This is a genomic window from Maribacter sp., from assembly GCF_039974175.1.
GTDB lineage: Bacteria > Bacteroidota > Bacteroidia > Flavobacteriales > Flavobacteriaceae > Maribacter_C.
In genome coordinates this window covers 1,179,416-1,199,548 of the sequence record NZ_JBDWJN010000010.1, presented here as the reverse complement: position 1 = coordinate 1,199,548, position 20,133 = coordinate 1,179,416, and the positions used below count along the sequence as shown (strand labels likewise).

Genomic DNA, 20,133 nt, shown 5'->3' with positions numbered 1-20,133 from the left:
CATTTGTCAATAGACAAGTTCCAAAGGTAAAAATACATGTTTAAGGGAATAAAAGATAAGTTAAAGTTCAAATCTGGAGTTAAATTTTTAAATGAGGAACTCCAAAAGCCTTTCGCTGCGGTTGAACGCAAAAAGGGGATAACCTCTGTTGCTTGTTTGGTTGATTTGGATGCTTTTGAAAATGCAAACCTGTTTTATGAGTTTGTAGAGGATTATGGTTTACGCCCTAATGCGGTTAAAATAATAGGGTATAAAAGTTATTACGATAAAAATTCTCCATATGCTACACCGGTTTTCTCGGATAAGGATTTGGGTTGGAACGGAAAAATCGAGAATAGCTACGTACTAGAGTTTTTAAGCCGTGAATATGATATGTTGGTTAACTATTATACGCATGAAAACCTGCTATTACATTTGATGAGTGTAAAGACCAGAGCAAGGGTGCGTGTGGGGTTCAAAGCAATTGACTCAAGGTATAATGATTTGATTTTAGATACCCCAATGAAGGATTTTAGAGTTTTTAAACAAGAACTTAAGAAGTATTTGAGAGTTCTTAACGAAATTAAATGATGAAGCAGTTAGTAGGTACAGGTGTAGCATTGGTGACTCCGTTTAAAAAGGATTTTTCAATTGATACAGAGGCGTTAAAACGTATAGTTGACTATTGCGTTGATGGAGGAGTAGACTATCTTGTGGTTCTGGGTACTACAGGCGAATCGGTCACCTTAAACAAGGCCGAAAAAATGCTTGTTATGAACACCATTGTTAAAGCAAACGACGGTAGGTTACCCCTGGTTTTAGGTATTGGAGGAAACAGTACTTACCGCATAGTTCATGAGGTTCGGGCTTTTCAGTCTGATGATTTTGACGCTATTCTTTCGGTTTCCCCCTACTATAATAAACCTACGCAAGAAGGAATTTACCAGCACTTTAAGGCGATTTCCGAAGTGGCTACAAAACCGATTATTCTATACAATGTTCCAGGAAGAACCGGTAGTAATATGTTGCCTAGCACCGTACTGCGCCTAGCGGAAGATTTTAAGAATATAGTAGGTATTAAGGAGGCTTGTGGCGATATGAAACAAGTACAACAATTAATCGATGGCAAACCAAATGAGTTTCACGTTATTTCAGGTGATGACCCAACCGCTTTGGCAACGGTCTTGGCCGGTGGATCAGGTGTGATTTCCGTGCTAGGACAAGGGCTCCCTGAACTGTTCTCAAACATGATTCGATTAGGGTTGGAACATAACTACGAAGAATCTACAAAACTTCACGAAGCAATGTCTAAAGGAATGGACCTTATTTTTGAAGAGGGAAATCCTGCGGGAATAAAATCTATTTTTGAAACCCTACAACTGTGCGACGCAACGGTGAGATTACCGCTTGTGGAAGCATCGGCTGAACTGAAAGAAAAAATAGCAACTTTCGTAAAACCCTTTTTAAAGGTTACAGCATAAAATGAGGATTTATCGTAAAGCGTTAAATCTTCACTAAAAGTATTGGCTATCGCCTTTAATCGGCCTATTTTCGTGCAGTAAAAATGTTTTTTATATCCATTGATAATCCGTAATTTTGCAAAATGTTTTCGAAAATAAGACGCCTGCTTCCTTTTTTATTCCTTCTTATGCTTTTCGCATCATGTAGTGAGTACCAAAAAGTGCTGAAAAATACAGAGGTGAAACCGAAGTATGATATGGCTCAAAAATTTTATGATGCTGAGGACTACAAAAGGGCACTTCGGCTTTTTGAGCAGATTGCGCCCAAGTATGTGGGTAAACCTCAAGGGGAGCGCGTAATGTTCTTTTTGGCCGATTCTTATTTTAATCGGGAAGACTACAATATGGCTGGTTATCAATTTGAACGTTTTATTAAATCGTACCCAAAGAGCGACAAAGTGCCGGAGGCAGCATTTTCAGGGGCCAAAAGTTATTTTGAATTGTCACCCAGCTATTCTTTAGACCAAACAGATACAGATAAGGCTTTGGTGAAATTACAGGCTTTTATCAATGCTTATCCCGAATCAGAGTTTTTTGCTGAAGCAAACGATATGGCCAAGCAACTAACAACAAAAAAGGAGCGTAAGGCGTTTGAGATTGGAAAACAGTTCAACAAATTAGGAGAATTCAATTTTGATGTTTTGCGATCAGCGGTGGCTGCGCTTGATAATTTTGTCTCTGATTACCCAGGTTCTATTTATCGCGAAGAAGCACTCTTCCTAAAGTTGGAAGCCACTACAAATATGGCATTAAATAGTTTTGAGTCTTTGAAACAAGAACGTTTGGAAAATGCCAAGAATGCATATCAAGTGCTTAAAAAGCAGTACCCAGAAACAAAATTTGCCAAGAAGGCAGATAACTTATTAGAAAAAATAGAGAAGGAATTGCAAAATTCCACCGATATAACAGCAACAAAATAAATAGTTTTCATTATGAATATGAATGATTTAAAGAATTCAAAAGCTCCTGTTTCTACTACAACCATTAACAAGAACGAGTTTGATGCTCCAACAGATAATATCTATGAAGCAATTTCGATTGCCTCAAAGAGAGCGATTCAGATCAATTCTGACATCAAGAAAGAACTTCTTGAAAAACTAGAGGAGTTTGCTACCTACAGTGATAGTCTTGAGGAAGTTTTTGAAAACAAAGAGCAAATTGAAGTATCTAAGTTCTACGAAAAATTGCCAAAGCCACATGCATTGGCCGTTGAAGAGTGGTTAACAGACAAGATTTACTATAGAAATACCGAGAAAGACGCATAAATTATGCTAGGCGGTAAAAATATCCTTATCGGAATTACTGGAGGAATTGCCGCTTACAAAACTACTTTTCTCGTTCGTTTATTGATAAAAGCTGGTGCTAACGTCAAAATTATTTTGACAGAAAGCGCCAGCTCTTTTGTTTCCCCATTGACCCTCGCCACACTCTCTAAAAATCCTGTGCTATCTTCTTTTGTAAAAGAAGAAAATCATACTATCGACTGGAATAACCATGTTGAATTGGGATTGTGGGCCGATATCATGTTAATCGCTCCTGCTACGGCCAATACCTTGTCTAAAATGGCAAATGGTACTTGTGATAATTTGCTCCTGGCTACCTATCTCTCTGCAAAGTGTATGGTATTCTACGCTCCTGCTATGGATCTCGATATGTACAAGCATCCATCTACAAAGGCTTCTTTTGAAAAATTAGCTTCTTTTGGAAACACCATGATCCCTGTAACCTCAGGAGAATTGGCTAGCGGACTGCATGGTGAAGGGCGCATGGCGGAACCAGAGGATATTGTGGATTTTATTAAACAGCGCTTGTCTCAAGGACTACCTTTAAGTGGTAAAAAAGTACTGATAACGGCAGGCCCAACCTATGAGGCTATCGACCCTGTTCGTTTTGTGGGAAATCATTCTACAGGATTGATGGGTTATGAGTTGGCAAAAGAAGCAGCAAGGTTAGGGGCTGAGGTTATCTTGGTTTCTGGACCTTCACATCTCACGGTAAAACATGATTTGATAAGCTTGATAAAAGTTGTTTCGGCAGATGAGATGTACGATGCGGTTCATTCTCATTACAAAAACATTGATATCGCCATTTGTGCCGCGGCTGTGGCAGATTATCGCCCAAAGTCGGTTGCAAGTCAAAAGATTAAGAAGGCTTCCGAGGATTTGTCGATTGTGCTGACGAAGAACAAAGACATCCTTTTGTCTCTTGGTAAGGCAAAGAAAAATCAATTTTTGGTAGGGTTCGCATTAGAGACTGAGAACGAAGTTGAAAACGCCAAAGGAAAGCTACAGAAGAAAAATCTAGACGCAATAGTTTTAAACTCCCTCAACGATTCTGGAGCAGGTTTTGGGAAGCCTACGAATAAAATCACTTTTATAGATAAGAATTCCACTATTAAAGCGTTTGATTTAAAAAGTAAAACAGCTGTCGCTGTAGATATTTTTCAAGAAATCACCAGTAGAATCAATGCGTAATCTACTTACTATACTAATTTGTGGACTGTTATCCCTGAGCATGTATGCGCAGGAATTAAATTGCACAGTGACTGTAAACTCAGATCAGGTGTCACAGGGTGATTTGCCAGTTTTTAGAACGCTAGAGCGGTCATTGAACGATTTTGTGAATAAGAACAAATGGACAAATCGCGCTTTTAATGAAAATGAGCGTTTGAACGCCCAGTTATTCATTACCATTACCAAGTATGAGTCGAACCGATTTGAAGGTAATATTCAAATTCAATCTACTCGACCAGTTTTTAATACCTCTTATGAAACTCCAATCTTTAATTACAAAGACGGCCAATTTTCATTTCAATATATCGAATTTGAACCTTTGGTTTATAACCCCAATGTTTTTGATTCAAATTTAGTGGGTGTAGTTGCTTACTATATTTATATTATGTTAGGTCTTGACGCTGATAGTTTTTCTTTAGAAGGGGGTTCTGAGTACTTTAAGGAAGCCCAGAAAATTGTAACCCAGGCCCAGGGAACAAATTACAAAGGATGGAGCCAAACAGGAGACCGTACACGTTTTGAATTGGTTGATGATCTTTTGTCAAATACATATCGCGAATACCATGTGGCGATGTATAACTACCACAGAAAAGGATTAGACATTTTAGGCGATAACAATAGCACTGGTAAACAAGTAATTCAAGGTACTATGAACTTGTTCGCCACCATGCAAAAACGGCGCCCGAATGCTTTTTTGACGCAGATCTTTTTTGAGACGAAATCTGATGAAATTGCCAATATTTTTTCCGACGGCCCAAAAGTTGATGTCGTTAAGCTTAAGGAAACCTTGAACAAGGTGGCGCCTTACTTTTCCAGCACTTGGAACGATATCAAATATTGATCTCTGTAATATTTAAAATATCAATTATCTTTACCGCACTAATATGCTCAGATAGTGCTGTCAAACCTCTCCATAAAAAATTACGCTCTTATAGATGAGTTGAATGTTTCCTTTGCAGAAGGTTTTACCATAATTACCGGTGAAACTGGCGCGGGAAAATCAATTCTTTTAGGAGGACTTTCTCTTGTTTTAGGAAAACGAGCAGATTTAAGTGCCTTGCGAGACAAAGACCAAAAATGTATAATTGAGGCGGAGTTTGAGATTAAGAAGTACAAACTCAAGTCATTTTTTAAACAAAACGATTTAGATTATGATGACCTTACCATAGTGCGACGGGAGATACTTCCAAGCGGAAAATCTAGAGCCTTTATCAATGATACTCCTATTACTTTAGATATACTTTCCCAGTTGGGTAATCAACTTATTGATGTGCATTCACAGCATCAAACTTTACAACTTGCTGACAATGATTTCCAGCTCAAGGTTATCGATGCCTTAGCCGACAATAAAAACACACTTCAAGACTATAGTGTGAACTTGGGGGCTTATAAAAAGACGGCTAAAGAGCTTGAACAACTGATTGAATTTCAGCAGAATGCCGATAAGGAATACGATTACAACAGTTTTTTGTTGAAGGAGCTAGAAGAAGCTTCGCTACACCTTGGAATGCAGGAAAAATTAGAAGCACAATATGAGCAATTGAACAATGTAGAGTCAATTATGGAGCAGTTGTCAAAAGGCGATCAATTGCTAAATGATGAGCAAGTGGGTATAATGAACCTGTTGAGTGAACTGAAACAGACAGCAGGCAAACTATCCGCATTCGGTAGTCAATATGCACAACTGAGCGAGCGAATTCAATCTGTTTTTATAGAAATGGACGATATCGCCGGCGAGATACGATCGTTTCAAGAACAAATAGAAGCAAATCCACGGGTATTGGAGGAAGTTAGTGGAAAACTGCAATTGCTGTTCAACTTGCAAAAGAAACATGCAGCGGCTGATGTTGAATCTTTATTACGTATTAAAGAAGAGCTAAGGGAGAAAGTTGGGGTTACTGAAAATCTTGAATCGAACATTGAGAAACTTCGAGAGGAACTAGTGAAAAATGAGATGGTCTTACAAGAAGTGTCTAATACACTGAGTGAACGAAGAAATCTAGTTTTGTCCAACTTAAAACAACAACTAGAGGGCAGCTTGGAGCTTTTGGGAATGCCTAGTGCTTCCTTTCAAATTGAAATTCATCGCGCATCTAGTTATAAACCCAATGGCAACGATGACCTGATCTTTTTGTTTTCAGCGAATAAAGGCAGTGGTTTCGGTGCTTTGAAGAAGGTGGCTTCAGGAGGTGAACTATCACGAATTATGCTTACGATAAAATCCATTCTGGCTAAATACGAGCACCTGCCTACGATGATGTTTGATGAGATAGATACAGGGGTTTCTGGTGAAATCTCAAATAAAATGGGAGATATCATGGCAGCAATGAGTAAGAACATGCAAGTATTTTCTATTACACACTTGCCACAAGTTGCTTCAAAAGGCAACCAGCATTTCAAAGTTTACAAGACAGAAGAGGGCAATACAACGCAAACCAAGATGAAAAAACTTTCGGCAGATGAAAGAGTGGTAGAATTGGCCGAAATGTTAGGTGGTAGTGACCTTTCCGATTCGGCAATAGCGCATGCAAGGCAGTTGTTGAATTGAATAGATAAAAGACAGAGGTGTCATGTCAGATACCCGAACTTCTCTAATAGTATATCTTGAAGCTACAATGGCATACCCAGACTTTTATCTTTCTGCCAACTGCTACCGTATACTGCAACTTTTTAAATATCTTTGACAACTTTAAGCAACTACTGAAAACTAAAATACATGTCTTATAATTTATTAAAGGGAAAAAGGGGAATCATTTTTGGAGCTTTAGATGAGAATTCCATCGCTTGGAAAACTGCCGAAAGGGTACATGCCGAAGGTGGTACTTTTGTGCTGACAAATGCTCCCGTCGCAATGCGTATGGGGCAAATCAAAGTTTTGGCCGAACAAACTGGTTCCGAAGTTATTCCTGCTGATGCCACAAGTCAAGAAGATTTGGAGAACTTGGTAAGCAAGTCTGTAGAGATCCTTGGTGGAAAGTTAGATTTTGTACTGCATTCAATTGGTATGTCTATAAATGTTAGAAAAGGACGTCATTATACCGATGAACATTATGATTTTACTACAAAGGGATGGGATATTTCAGCACTTTCATTTCATAGGGTGATGCAAAGTCTATATAAAGCAGATGCCATGAATGAATGGGGCAGCATTGTCGCGCTAACATACATGGCCGCGCAACGTACTTTTCCTGATTACAATGATATGGCTGATAACAAAGCCTATTTGGAATCTGTGGCGCGTAGTTTTGGGTATTTCTTCGGGAAGGAAAAGAAAGTGAGAGTAAACACCATCTCGCAGTCTCCAACAGCAACTACGGCTGGGTCTGGCGTAAAAGGTTTTGATGGATTCATTAGCTATGCAGAAAAAATGTCGCCTCTTGGAAATGCTTCGGCTCAAGATTGCGCCGATTATACGGTTTCTTTGTTTTCAGACCTTACAAGAAAAGTGACCATGCAAAATCTATTTCATGATGGCGGCTTTTCAAATACTGGGGTGAGTCAAGAAGTGATTGAGCAGTTCGAATAGTTATCACCAACGGTACATTCTTTTTTGATTTTTCAAACGAATACGTATGGAGCTTTCCTTTTCTTTTATTGTTCCTGTTTATAACAGGCCTAATGAGATTAGAGAGTTGCTCCAGAGTTTACAAGCGCAAACCAGTCAAATTCCTTTTGAAGTAGTTATTGTTGAAGATGGTTCCACTGAATCTTCCGAAGAAATAGTGCAGCAGTTTCAAAACGAATTATCCATTTCCTACTACAAGAAAAATAATACTGGTCCTGGAGATTCACGTAATTTCGGAATGCGACAGGCGCTAGGTAATTATTTTATTGTTTTAGACTCTGACTGTATTTTACCACCAGACTATCTCCAAATTGTCTACAAAGCCCTACAGCAAGACTATGTGCATTGCTTTGGTGGACCCGATAATGCCCATGAGACGTTCAGCCTGATCCAGAAAGCTATTAACTATGCTATGACATCGGTATTGAGTACAGGTGGAATACGAGGAGGGAAAAATTCGATTGACAAATTTCAGCCACGAAGTTTCAATATGGGTATTTCAAAAGAAGCGTTTGAAAATACAAAAGGCTTTGGTAATATTCACCCAGGAGAAGACCCTGATTTGACCTTTCGTTTGTGGAATAAAGGTTATGAAACTCGTTTGATTCCAGATGCTTTTGTCTATCACAAACGCCGTATTGATTGGAGTAAATTCTATGCTCAAGTACATAAATTTGGAATGGTACGGCCTATTTTGAACATTTGGCATCCCCAAACAGCTAAGCTAACCTATTGGTTTCCCAGCGTTTTTTGTATTGGTTTTGTTGTAGCATCAATTTTAGCCATCATGGGAGTTTCAGCTTTTTTGCTACTGTATGTAATTTATTACCTTCTTGTTTTTATTGATGCTATATTCAAGACAAAAAGCCTTGTAATTGCATTGTGGGCCGTACTTGCGGTACAAATACAATTTGTTGGATATGGATTGGGTTTTTTAAAATCAACTGTTCTTCTTAACTTCACGAGAAAGAAGCCTCAAGAACTTTTCCCAAACGTATTCTTTTAAAAATGCCTACTCGTGATACAAAAGATCAAAAACAGCTTAAAAAAGCGCAAAGTAAAGGTATTTCTGATATTCTTATTTTGCTCAACTTCGGCTTGGTTTATAAGCAATTTATCAGAATCCTACATTAGTAATACCGCATTTGGACTCAGCTATGCAAATGCCGGCGATGATCTAATGCTTGTAAGTGCTTCTCATGATAAGATTAATGTAAAATTAGAAGCTGTCGGCTTTCAGTTTTTAGGATTTAGTTTCAAAAAGAAAAATATAGCCATTGATTTGTCAGACGTGGCCAAAGACGGCCGCCAATACTATTTACCACATCAAAACTATACCGCCCAAATTGAGAAGCAGCTTCCAAATTCAATGCGATTGATCGATATTCAAAAAGATACTTTGTTTTTTGATTTTCAAGAGGTGATATCGAAGGAAGTCCCTGTTAAACCCCTTATACACATCAATTTGGCTAAGAATTATTTGTTAGATGGGAAACTCGAAATTACACCTGCTACCATAAGGGTGAAAGGCCCAAGAAATGAGGTAGACACTATAACCAACGTTAGGTCTTCAAAGATTAGTTTGACTGATTTAACATCTGATTTTTCTCGTAAGGTATCTCTAGACATTCCGAATGACTTGCACAGCACTTCTTTTTCTGCAACATCGATAACCATTGCTGGAAAAGTTTCTAGGTTTTCTGAAAAAATAATGACTGTTGATGTCAAAGTGTTAAACCTTCCTTCTGGAACCTCAATACAATTGTTACCCGATAAGGTAAACATTCTTTGTAAGGGTACTATTAATACGTTAAAGAACTTAACTACTTCAGATTTTGAGGTAGTAGCAGATTTTAGTAAAATAAGGAATAGTAGATCGAAAAGAATCGCATTGGGAATTATCAAACAACCAGAAAAACTGTCGAGTGCTATTTTACAGGAAACCCAGGTAGAATTTATTCTAAAGCGAGAGCAATGATAGTAGGATTGACTGGAGGAATTGGAAGTGGTAAAACCACAGTAGCACATTTTTTTAAGGACTTGGGCGTACCCGTCTATAATTCTGACCAAGAGGCGCGTAAATTAATGAGAACATCAAAGAAGGTGAAAAAAGCAATTATTGAGCTCCTAGGTGAAAATGCCTATACTGGTAAAAAGTTAAACAAAACCTACATTTCTGATAAAATCTTCAATAGCGAAAAGTTACTTCAAAATTTAAATTCAATTGTACATCCTGCAGTTCGTACTCATTTTTTAAAATGGAAAAAAAAGCAGGAAGCTCCCTACGTGATTCAAGAAACCGCACTTATTTTTGAAAACAAAGCACAGGCATTTTATGATAAAATTATTTTGGTTGTTGCTCCGGAGTCCCAACGAATACAAAGGGTATCGCAACGAGATAGTATAGCTGATTATCAAGTTGAAAGCCGTATAAAGAATCAATTGAAAGATGATCAAAAAATTCCCTTTTCCCACTTCGTTATCGAGAACGTTGATCTAAAAAAAACTCAAAAAAAAGTTGGAGAGGTGCATAAGGCTCTCCTTGATTATAAGGAGAGTTCCGCGATTTTTTAACATTTTTGTTAAGGTTTGGTTAAAGCCGTAATTTGCCCGAAGTATAATCTTTAAATTAGCCTTGAGATGAATAAAAGATTGTTTATTCTTTTGGTAATCTTAATGAGCCTCTCACTAATTGGAATAATTTTCGTCCAATTTTATTGGATAAAAAAGTCGGTTGAAGACAAAGAAGAACAATTTTCCAATGCCGTTGTAGAGGTTTTAAATAGAGTTACCGATAAGATAGAAGGAAGGGAGCGGAAGGATTATTCGGATCGCTATCTAAATCAGAAGGATAGCATTGGTGAGTTGAAGGATGCCAATTACACCAATATTATGTTTGGCTATCGAGACTTTGACTCAAATGAGCTGCGATTGTATGAGCACGGCATTTTAGAAGAAGACTACAATATCCCCTATACGTTCTTTGATACTAACAGTAGTGATACAACTACGATTAAGAGTTACACCAGCAAGCGGACAACCACTGTTTTAAAGGAAGAATTTGGATTAGATGGCAAGGAATATCGATTGACTCCAATTCAAAAGCTCCAAAAAATTGGCGGTTTAAGTGCCATTGAGAAAGCTCAATATGAGGATATTTTTAGTGAATTTGCTAAAAAAGTTCCAATTCACCAGAGGGTTTCTAAGCAAGAAATCGAACTTTTACTGAGTCGTGAACTAAAAAACAGAAGTGTTGATACCGAATATGAATATGGAGTGTATAGCAATGGTTTGCCAACAAAAGTAAAATCAAAACGATTTAAGTATAAAGCGAATACGTTTTATGAAGCACCAATTTTTGTTGATAGTGAAGGGAATACCAATTTTTCGCTTTTAATTTCTTTCCCTAAGAAGAAAAGATTTTTGATTAGCTCGATTCTTGGATTGGCGGTATTATCGCTACTCTTTACATTGGTTATTGTGGCTTCTTATTCGGGCGCTATTTATCAATTGATTAGGCAAAAACAGATTTCAGAAATTAAATCTGATTTCATCAATAATATGACGCATGAGTTTAAGACTCCGATTGCTACGATAAACTTGGCAGTAGAAGCGATTCGAAACCCTAAAATAATTGAGGACAAAGAAAAAGTAAGTCGCTATTTGCAGATGATTCGAGATGAAAACAAGCGAATGCATGCACAGGTTGAGAATGTTTTGCGCATCTCAAAGCTTGAGAAAAACCAGCTTGATATTAGTAAGGATAGGGTAGATGTTCACGACATAGTTCAAGACGCAATAGCCCATGTAGCGCTTATAGTAGCGGATCGGGGAGGGTATATAGAAACTCATTTAGATGCGAGTAGAAGTGAGGTGTTGGCTAATGAAATGCATTTTACCAATGTGATTGTAAATATATTAGACAATGCTGTCAAGTATTCTGTAGAACCGCCCAAAATAGATGTGTTCACCGAGCTAGTTAAGAATAATATTATAATCAAAGTACAGGACCAAGGTGCCGGCATGAGCAAGGCGGTTCTAAAAAAAGTTTTTGAAAAATTTTACCGTGAACACACGGGTAACATACACAACGTAAAGGGGCATGGCTTAGGGCTCTCCTACGTAAAAAAAATAATAGACGATCATCAAGGTGAAGTTTATGCAGAAAGTGAAAAAGGAAAAGGAAGTACTTTCTACATTAAATTGCCTTTAATTTAAATTTTTATGGAAGCGATAAACAAGAAAATTCTTTTAGTTGAGGATGACCCAAACTTTGGTATCGTACTGAAGGATTATTTGTCAATGAACGATTTTGATGTGACCTTGGCGAAGAATGGCATGGAGGGTTTTGAGAAATTCAAGAAGGACAATTATGATATTTGTATTCTTGACGTCATGATGCCGTACAAAGATGGATTTACCTTGGCTAAAGAAATTCGTGAGAAAAATGAAAACGTTCCTATCGTTTTTCTAACAGCGAAGACGATGAAAGAAGATGTATTGAAAGGATATAAGGCAGGTGCCGATGATTACTTAAATAAACCTTTCGATTCTGAGGTACTGTTGATGAAATTGAAAGCAATTCTTCAAAGAAAGGCTTCCAATACGTTGGCTGACAGTAGAAAATTTGAATTTCAGATTGGTGGCTTCCATTTGAATTCAAAACTTCGTTTCTTAAAGTACAAGGATACTGATGCCATTAAACTTTCTCCAAAAGAGAATGAGTTGTTGCGCCTTTTGGCCTTGCATGAAAATGATTTGATGCCTCGAGAATTAGCGCTTACAAAGATTTGGAGAGATGATAACTACTTCACTTCAAGAAGTATGGATGTCTATATTGCTAAACTCCGAAAATACTTAAAGGTAGACCCTACTGTTGAAATTTTGAATATTCATGGTGAAGGATTTAGGTTGGTAGTGAAAACCGAAACCGAATAGCGGTAAAGTATAAAGTCATAGAAACGCTTCTTCTGTTAACTTGAGCGTTTTTTGTTTTGATATTTCTCAATTACCTCAGATACTATTATATCTGGGGTATTTTTTATGCAAACAGTTATGCAATTCTTCGGGGCTTCTAAGGTAGCAAACTGTGACTTGAGTAGTGCCGCGGGCATAAAGTGATTTTTTCGTTGATTTAATCGTGCCGATATTTCTTCCAAACTTCCTTTTAAGTAAACAAATTCTATATGGTTTGCCATGTCTTGGCTAAGGATTTCTCTGTAGGCCTGTTTTAGGGCGGAACATGCTATAACCGCTCCCTTTTTTTTATATGCTATAGACAGCGCATTCAATCTTTGAAGCCAACCTTGGCGATCATGATCATTTAACGGAGTTCCTGCCGCCATCTTTTGTACATTTTTGTCAGGGTGATAATCGTCTCCATCGAAAAATGGAATATTGAATTCCTCTGCCAGTAGTTTCCCAATTGTGCTCTTGCCGCAGCCAGAAACTCCCATTACATAAAAAATAGGCGCTTTATTCATTTGTATGTATTGCATTTGCTACTTTTTGGGCGATTGCAGAAGCTTCATCTTCAACATCGACCCAAATGGTATTTTCATTTTTTTTGAACCAAGTCAATTGGCGCTTGGCAAATCTACGCGTGTTCTTTTTGATTTCCGCAATGGCAAAATCGAGTTCCCATTCACCATCAAGGTATTTGAAAAGTTCTTTGTAACCCACAGTTTGTAGCGCATTGAGTTCTTTGAATCTGTAAACAGATTTGGCCTCATCAAGAAGTCCCTTTTCTAACATCATATCCACTCTACGATTAATCCGTTCATAAATGATTTCTCGATTCGCGCTTATGCCAATAGTGACAACCTGAAAAGGTCTTTTCGGTTTTTTTTTGTTGATAAAAGAGGAGTAAGGCTGACCAGAACCCAGACAGACTTCCAAGGCGCGAATCAAGCGGTGAGGGTTGTCCAAATCTACCTGTTCATAGTAGTTAGGGTCTAATTTACTAAGTCGTTCTTGCAGTTTAAGAATGCCATGTTCACGCAATTGCGCATTCAACCTTTTTCGTATTTCAGGATCTATTTTTGGAAAGTCATCTAGGCCTTGCGTTACTGCATCAATGTACAATCCACTGCCGCCAACGAGTATTACTACACTTTTACTTTCAAAAAGCGTTTCTAGTAAATGCAAGGCATCTTTTTCGAAGTCTCCCACGGAATAGGATTCTTGAACGCTTTTGTGCTGAATGAAATGATGAGGAATACTTTGAAGTTCTTCTTCAGACGGAACCGCAGTTCCAATTGACATTTCCTTATAAAACTGACGCGAATCGGCCGCAAGAATCTCCGTTTTGAAGTGTTGCGCCAAGGCAATTGCCAAGCTGGTTTTTCCTATGGCTGTAGCGCCAACAACCGAAATGAGTGTTTTTTTCATTACAACTCATTTCCACAATTAAAACAATGCGTAGCATCATCGCGATGTCCTTCAACAGAACATGCCGAACAACATAGTGTATTTAGGTGTATTTGATCTTTTTTGGTATTACCTTGCTTGGCAAACTCCGTAGTAACAATGCCAGTGGGTACGGCAATTATGCCATAACCCAAAATCATTACTATAGTGGCGATCAATTGACCTAAGCTGGTTTGTGGTGCGATATCACCATAGCCAACAGTCGTTAGGGTGACAATGGCCCAGTAAATACTTCTTGGTATACTAGTGAAACCAGCACTATCATCTTCAATGAGATACATAATCGTTCCCATAATCACTGACAAGATGAGAACAGCGTAAATAAACACCGCTATTTTCGCCCGACTGGCTTTCAGAGCTTTTGTGAGCTGTGAAGCTTCGCCAAGAAACTGTACCAATTTTAAGATTCTGAAAACACGTAATAACCGAAGCGCGCGTACGGCTAATAAAACCTGTGAACCTGCAAAAATGTAGGAAATGTAGAGCGGAATTGTAGAAACAAAATCGATAATTCCATATAGGCTAAAAATGTATTTGAATGGCTTTTTTATACTTACGATCCTCGCGATATATTCTATGGTAAAGAAAATAGTCACTGCCCATTCTAAGCTTAGTAGTATTTGATGGTATTCGGCGTCAATTTCCTTTACACTTTCTAACATTACCAAGATTACACTTGCGATAATTAAGATGAAAAGGACAATGTCGAACCATTTTCCCATAGGAGTGTCAGCCTCATAAATAATTTCATGTAGCTTACTTTTCCAGCCCTGGTTTGGTTTTGCGCTCTTCAAAGTTTTCGCTTTAGAGTTCGATTATCTTCTTCACTCGTCGCTTTCTTAGGTATGATTCTATGATATGGGTGGTGTTGGCATCACTTTTCATGGGGGTTATTATCGATTCTAAGATATGAATATTATTTATTTGATGATTCAAATTATAAAAACCCATGCCTTTGAATTCTCCCTTTTCAATGAGAATAGCACTATATTCTCCAACTTCACGGCCTCTATCGGTGAGAATACAGCTTTTGTTTGCTAGCGATATCGTTTGTATCGCCTCCATAACTCTTTCATTATACGCGCTAGCTTCTTGCTTTTTAGTGCAAGCCTCTTTGCAATCGCCCTTCCCAGATTTAAGGCAATGATCTTTTGATTCCGATATTCCGTTAAATTTATCACAGAGATCAAAATCAATATTGATTTTTTGGAGTAGTTTTTTTGCACTAATATGACTACTGAATGTGGTGATTAAACCTGTACTTCCCTTGGCGTTTATGGCAGCAATAAACAACTGAATGTATCCATCTTCTGAAGCTGTTTGGTACAAACCGTGCGAAAATAATTTTGGTCTACCCTTTTTATTGAATTTTGGTCTATTTCTTTTTAACTCTTCATTTTCTTTTAGGAGGGCGACTAGCTCACTCCCCGTTTTTTCGTAAGTTACTTTTTTGGTTTCCTTTTGTAATTTTCTTGCGCTATCCCCACTTTTGGTAAAGTGCTGATTTATTCTTTTTTTGATATTACTACTTTTTCCCAAGAAAATAATCTCACCATCTTTATTGTGCATATAATAAACACCCATTTCGGAGGGTAATGCATCGACAATATCTAATTGACGCGTTGATAATTCTCCTAGGGTCTCTGCCCTCACCACAGTTTTAATAATTGACTTATTAAGATCTTTGTTCAGCAGTAATTTGAAGAGTTTTAAAGTGGCCAGAGCGTCACCATTGGCGCGATGACGGTCACTTACGGCGATACCCAGTGAACGGACCAATTTGCCTAGGCTGTATGATTCTGCATCTGGCAACAGTCTTTGCGATAATTCTACCGTACAGAGGGTTTTACGCTCAAAATTGTAACCCAATCTTCTGAATTCCGTTCGTAGTATGCGATAGTCGAATTGTGCATTATGGGCAATAAGTATAGTACCTTCGGTAATTTCAACAATACGTTTGGCAACTTCATGAAATTTCGGTGCTGTTCGCAACATCTTGTTGTTGATACCCGTGAGATTAACAACAAATGGTTGAATAGCTTTCTCAGGATTGATGAGGGAGATAAACTTATCGACCACTTGGTGGCCATCATATTTATGGATTGCAATTTCAGTTATGCCTTCCTCATTGTATTTTCCACCGGTAGTTTCAATATCAAGTACTGCGTACATGTAGGGTATTCAGATGTTTTCTAGACCAACAGGGTCTTAGTGATAATTTCTCGCTCCAAAGATACTACTTCCTATGCGTACCATAGTACTGCCTTCTTCGATAGCGATTTGGTAGTCACCGCTCATACCCATAGATAGGGTACTGAGGTTCGCTATTTTATTTTCGAGAGCATCATAGATCGATTTCAACTGCTTGAACTCCCTTCGAATTTGTGCTGTATCGTCAGTGAAAGTTGCCATTCCCATTACACCTTCAATCTTAATGTTTTTCAATTCCTGGAAGTCGTCGGAAGCTATAATTTGATTTAACTCACTTTCGCTCAAACCAAATTTGGTATCCTCCTCGGCGATATGAATTTGCAACAAACAGTTGATAATGCGATTGTGCTTTTTGGCTTGTTTGTCAATTTCCTTGAGCAATTTGAAGGAATCCACCCCATGAATTAAAGATACATATTCAGCCATATACTTGACTTTGTTGCTTTGTACATGACCAATCATATGCCATTGGATTTCTTTGGGCATAAGCTCCCTTTTTTGGGTCATTTCCTGAACCTTGTTCTCACCAAAAATACGTTGTCCGGCTTTAAATGCTTCCTTAATATCAGAAACCGACTTCGTTTTTGAAACCGCTACTAAAGTAACTCCTTCGGGAATTGTTTTTTTTACTTCAGTTAATTTTTCTCCTATCGACATGAAATGTATTTTATTATATTTTAAGCTGTATGCAGTTTACAATTCATATATCGTCAAGCCACTGCGCAATTTTGGTTCTATATAAGTGCTTTTCGGGGGCATGACCAAACCCGCATCTGCTATGGCTTTTATCTCAGAAATTGTTATGGGCACTAAGCTAAATCCTACGGCGAATTTTCCTTTGTCTATTTCATCTTTCATTTTGATGACATTGTGCTTACCATAGCCATATTGAATGCGTTTATCTTTTCGTAAATCGCGAATGCCCAAAATGGGTTCTAAGATGGTTTTAAATAATATTTGGGTATCCAATTCGCTCAATGCGTCGGTGAACTGGTATACTTTTTTGCGAAGGTATAGTGAATAGAATTCCCCGTCAAGATACATGCTAAAATGATGTTTTTTGCTGGGCTTATACCCAATGTTACCTTGATTTTCAATACGATAGAACTCATCTAATCGTATTAGAAACTCCTCCTTGCTTAATTGGTTTAAATCTTTCACCATACGATTGAATTCGTAAATGCGAATTTCAGATTCTGGGAGCAAATAGCTCATAAAATAATTATAAGGTTCTTTCCCAGTATGATTGGGATTTTTCTTTTCGGCCTTCATCGCCAATAAATTCGACGAAGCACTTCTATGATGACCATCAGCAATGTATAATGAATCAACCTTTTGAAACGCTTTTTGAAGGGCTGTTATAGTTTTCGAATCCGAAATGGTCCATAACTGATGTGTGATCTTATCTCTGGTTGTAAAAAGATACTCCGATTCAGACTGCATTGTCTTTTTTAGAATTCCCGCTATAGTTGTATCGTCGGCATACGTCATTAAAACGGGTTCTGCATTGAATTTTACGGTTTCCAAATAATTGGCAAAAAGTTCCTCCCTGCGTTGTAAAGTATTCTCGTGTTTCTTTATGTGATCATCGCGATATTCCTTAACGCTGGTGCCACAGAAAAGCCCTGTAAATGTTGTACTCCCTTTTCGCATCTGATACAGATATAAGGAATCTTGCGCATCTTTAAGAAATATGTTGTCCTCTAAAAATTCGAGATATCGATTATGTACCAACTTGAATCGTTCTTGTCCCGAAACGTTTTTGGCATATTTATATCCAGGATTGATAATGTGCAAAAACGAAAAGGGATTGAAGTCCAATACTGCATTTAATTCTCTACGGGAATACTCTTGGTAGGAGCGCGAGGCCACGAAACCAACCTTGTCTTCAGTAGGTCTGATGGCTTTAAATGGTTTAATAACTGCCATTTAGCTAAATTGTTTGGCAACGGTTTCTGCTTTCCTCGATTCGGAATAATCGTAGAATCCTTCTCCCGATTTAACTCCCAATTTACCGGCCCTAACCATGTTAACAAGAAGAGGGCAAGGCGCGTACTTTGGTTTTTTGAAACCATCATACATCACATTAAGAATCGACAAACAAACGTCTAGTCCTATAAAGTCTGCCAATTGTAGTGGACCCATGGGGTGGGCCATTCCTAATTTCATTACCGTATCGATTTCGTGAACACCGGCAACAGCATTGTATAAGGTTTCAATGGCTTCATTGATCATAGGCATTAGAATCCTATTCGCCACAAACCCAGGATAATCATTAACCTCAGTGGGTGTTTTACCCAATTTGGTGGACAGTTCCATGATGCTGGTCGTGGTTTCATCTGAAGTACTGTAACCTCTTATGACTTCAACCAATTTCATAATGGGCACCGGATTCATAAAATGCATTCCAATTACCTTTTCAGGTCGAGTGGTTACGGCAGCAATTTGCGTAATGGAAATCGATGAGGTATTGGTTGCCAGAATGGCGCTATCTGAACAAACTTCATCCAGCTCTTGGAAAATTTTCAATTTTAAGTCTAGATTTTCAGTGGCGGCTTCAATTACCAAATCTGCGCTCGCCACACCTTTGTCGATAGAATCAAAGGTAGCGATATGTAGTAAAGTGTCTTTTTTGTCATTCTCTGAAATCTTTTCCTTGGTAATCATACGGTCTAGGTTTTTGGCGATAGTTGCCAAACCTTTTTCCAAAGAGGTTTGAGAGATATCGATAAGATTCACCTGATAACCGTTTTGTGCGAAAACATGGGCAATTCCGTTTCCCATGGTCCCAGCACCTATAACCGCTATTTTTTTCATAGATAAAATATTTACTATCATTCTCGTCCTACATCTTCAACTGCGATATTTAGGGCGGAAATTTATTTCTTCAATTACTTCTCAAAACAAGCAATAATCTGTAAAGCTACTTTTAAAGCTTGGGTGCCCTGTTTTAAACTAACTACCGGAGTAGAATCATTACGAATTGCATCTGCGAAAGTCTCCAACTCGTCGGCAATGGCGTTGTTGGTTTTAATATCAGGGTTCTCAAAATAGATTTGCTTTTTTAATCCTTCAGCATTTTGAAGAATCATATCAAAATCTCCAGGTTTATCTGGCGCATCTTTCATTTTTACCACTTCAACTTTCTTGTCTAGAAAATCTACCGAGATATAGGCGTCTTTTTGAAAAAACCGCGATTTCCGCATGTTTTTTAGCGATATTCTACTAGCAGTCAAATTCGCTACACAACCGCTTTCAAATTCGATCCGCGCATTGGCAATATCTGGTGAATTACTAATCACAGCAACTCCGCTGGCGTTTACAGAGTTAACCTCAGAGTTCACCACACTTAGAATTGCATCTATATCGTGAATCATTAAGTCTAAAACTACCGGCACATCAGTTCCTCTCGGATTAAATTCTGCCAAACGATGCGTTTCTATAAACATCGGATTTTGGATTTTATCTTTCACGGCAGTGAACGCCGGGTTGAAACGCTCTACATGCCCTACTTGACCTTTTACATTATACTCTGACTCAAGTGAAAGCAGTACTTCTGCTTCTTCCAATGTGTTCGTGATGGGTTTTTCGATAAAAATATGCTTCCCTTTTTTCATGGCCTTTTTTGCACAATCGAAATGCGATAGGGTAGGAGTTACAATGTCGACAACATCAACTGCATCAATGAGTGCATTGATATTCTCAAAATAGGAGTACCCCAATTCCTCAGCTACTCTTTTAGCATTAATAACATCAGGATCGTAAAAGCCAACCAGTTCATACTTTTCGGATTCATTGAGAAGACGCAAGTGGATTTTCCCTAAATGTCCGGCTCCCAAAACACCAACTTTGAGCATAGGTTTAATTTTTAGCCAAAAATAGGGAGATTTGTTCAATTAGTTTGTGGTGAAAGGGA

General features: G+C 38.1%; 21 protein-coding genes. 13 read left to right on the top strand and 8 right to left on the bottom strand.

What is annotated here, in order from left to right; translation table 11 throughout:
* The first annotated feature begins 36 nt into the window (after window positions 1-36).
* The 13 genes from ABJN95_RS14465 to ABJN95_RS14405 all read left to right on the top strand — a co-directional run bounded on the left by ABJN95_RS14465 (window position 37) and on the right by ABJN95_RS14405 (window position 12,515).
* Window positions 37-570 (top strand): hypothetical protein, encoded by a 534-nt coding sequence (locus ABJN95_RS14465; protein WP_348371215.1) that lies wholly within the window; start codon window positions 37-39, stop codon window positions 568-570.
* Entirely contained in the window at window positions 570-1,460 is an 891-nt protein-coding gene (gene dapA / locus ABJN95_RS14460; RefSeq protein WP_348371752.1) for a 4-hydroxy-tetrahydrodipicolinate synthase, read from the top strand. Before ABJN95_RS14465 ends, dapA begins: the two co-directional genes overlap by 1 nt.
* Before the next feature lie 122 nt (window positions 1,461-1,582).
* Entirely contained in the window at window positions 1,583-2,419 is an 837-nt protein-coding gene (bamD, locus tag ABJN95_RS14455) for an outer membrane protein assembly factor BamD (RefSeq protein ID WP_348371213.1), read from the top strand.
* Between the two features lie 12 nt (window positions 2,420-2,431).
* A complete protein-coding gene (locus ABJN95_RS14450) occupies window positions 2,432-2,764 on the top strand; it encodes a DNA-directed RNA polymerase subunit omega (RefSeq protein WP_171037027.1) in 333 nt (110 codons plus the stop codon).
* A 3-nt stretch (window positions 2,765-2,767) separates the two neighbouring features.
* Window positions 2,768-3,973: a bifunctional phosphopantothenoylcysteine decarboxylase/phosphopantothenate--cysteine ligase CoaBC gene (gene coaBC / locus ABJN95_RS14445; RefSeq protein ID WP_348371211.1), complete on the top strand. Its 1,206-nt coding sequence runs from the start codon at window positions 2,768-2,770 to the stop codon at window positions 3,971-3,973.
* A complete protein-coding gene (locus ABJN95_RS14440) occupies window positions 3,966-4,853 on the top strand; it encodes a DUF4835 family protein (RefSeq protein WP_348371209.1) in 888 nt (295 codons plus the stop codon). The genes coaBC and ABJN95_RS14440 overlap by 8 nt, the downstream gene beginning before the upstream one ends.
* Window positions 4,854-4,907: 54 nt before the next feature.
* On the top strand, window positions 4,908-6,560 hold the full coding sequence (gene recN / locus ABJN95_RS14435; RefSeq protein WP_348371207.1) for a DNA repair protein RecN: 1,653 nt from the start codon (window positions 4,908-4,910) through the stop codon (window positions 6,558-6,560).
* A gap of 168 nt (window positions 6,561-6,728) precedes the next feature.
* Window positions 6,729-7,538, top strand: coding sequence for an SDR family oxidoreductase (locus tag ABJN95_RS14430; protein ID WP_348371205.1), 810 nt, complete (start codon window positions 6,729-6,731; stop codon window positions 7,536-7,538).
* Between the two features lie 46 nt (window positions 7,539-7,584).
* A complete protein-coding gene (locus ABJN95_RS14425) occupies window positions 7,585-8,583 on the top strand; it encodes a glycosyltransferase (protein WP_348371203.1) in 999 nt (332 codons plus the stop codon).
* A gap of 12 nt (window positions 8,584-8,595) precedes the next feature.
* Window positions 8,596-9,555, top strand: coding sequence for a CdaR family protein (locus ABJN95_RS14420; protein WP_348371201.1), 960 nt, complete (start codon window positions 8,596-8,598; stop codon window positions 9,553-9,555).
* The gene (gene coaE, locus ABJN95_RS14415; RefSeq protein WP_348371199.1) at window positions 9,552-10,151 is read left to right on the top strand and encodes a dephospho-CoA kinase; all 600 of its coding nucleotides are present in this window, start codon (window positions 9,552-9,554) and stop codon (window positions 10,149-10,151) included. The genes ABJN95_RS14420 and coaE overlap by 4 nt, the downstream gene beginning before the upstream one ends.
* A 66-nt stretch (window positions 10,152-10,217) precedes the next feature.
* On the top strand, window positions 10,218-11,795 hold the full coding sequence (locus tag ABJN95_RS14410) for a HAMP domain-containing sensor histidine kinase (RefSeq protein ID WP_348371197.1): 1,578 nt from the start codon (window positions 10,218-10,220) through the stop codon (window positions 11,793-11,795).
* 6 nt (window positions 11,796-11,801) lie between these two features.
* Window positions 11,802-12,515 (top strand): response regulator transcription factor, encoded by a 714-nt coding sequence (locus ABJN95_RS14405; protein WP_348371195.1) that lies wholly within the window; start codon window positions 11,802-11,804, stop codon window positions 12,513-12,515.
* Between the two features lie 35 nt (window positions 12,516-12,550).
* Here ABJN95_RS14405 and ABJN95_RS14400 read toward each other — a convergent pair whose 3' ends face one another.
* The 8 genes from ABJN95_RS14400 to ABJN95_RS14365 all read right to left on the bottom strand — a co-directional run bounded on the left by ABJN95_RS14400 (window position 12,551) and on the right by ABJN95_RS14365 (window position 20,074).
* Complete coding sequence (locus tag ABJN95_RS14400) at window positions 12,551-13,075, bottom strand: gluconokinase (protein ID WP_348371193.1); 525 nt, start codon at window positions 13,073-13,075, stop codon at window positions 12,551-12,553.
* A complete protein-coding gene (gene miaA / locus ABJN95_RS14395) occupies window positions 13,053-13,967 on the bottom strand; it encodes a tRNA (adenosine(37)-N6)-dimethylallyltransferase MiaA (RefSeq protein WP_348371192.1) in 915 nt (304 codons plus the stop codon). Before miaA ends, ABJN95_RS14400 begins: the two co-directional genes overlap by 23 nt.
* Window positions 13,967-14,800, bottom strand: coding sequence for an ion transporter (locus tag ABJN95_RS14390; RefSeq protein WP_348371190.1), 834 nt, complete (start codon window positions 14,798-14,800; stop codon window positions 13,967-13,969). The genes miaA and ABJN95_RS14390 overlap by 1 nt, the downstream gene beginning before the upstream one ends.
* 10 nt (window positions 14,801-14,810) lie before the next feature.
* On the bottom strand, window positions 14,811-16,178 hold the full coding sequence (locus ABJN95_RS14385) for an exonuclease domain-containing protein (protein ID WP_348371188.1): 1,368 nt from the start codon (window positions 16,176-16,178) through the stop codon (window positions 14,811-14,813).
* A gap of 36 nt (window positions 16,179-16,214) precedes the next feature.
* A complete protein-coding gene (locus tag ABJN95_RS14380) occupies window positions 16,215-16,874 on the bottom strand; it encodes a YggS family pyridoxal phosphate-dependent enzyme (protein ID WP_348371186.1) in 660 nt (219 codons plus the stop codon).
* A 36-nt stretch (window positions 16,875-16,910) separates the two neighbouring features.
* Window positions 16,911-18,146, bottom strand: coding sequence for a DUF1015 domain-containing protein (locus ABJN95_RS14375; RefSeq protein ID WP_348371185.1), 1,236 nt, complete (start codon window positions 18,144-18,146; stop codon window positions 16,911-16,913).
* Window positions 18,147-19,034, bottom strand: a complete 888-nt coding sequence (locus ABJN95_RS14370) for a 3-hydroxybutyryl-CoA dehydrogenase (protein WP_348371183.1) — start codon at window positions 19,032-19,034, stop codon at window positions 18,147-18,149.
* Window positions 19,035-19,108: 74 nt separating this feature from the next.
* Window positions 19,109-20,074 carry a Gfo/Idh/MocA family oxidoreductase gene (locus ABJN95_RS14365; protein ID WP_348371180.1) on the bottom strand — a complete coding sequence of 322 codons (966 nt, stop codon included), beginning with the start codon at window positions 20,072-20,074 and terminating at the stop codon, window positions 19,109-19,111.
* Between the last annotated feature and the right edge of the window lie 59 nt (window positions 20,075-20,133).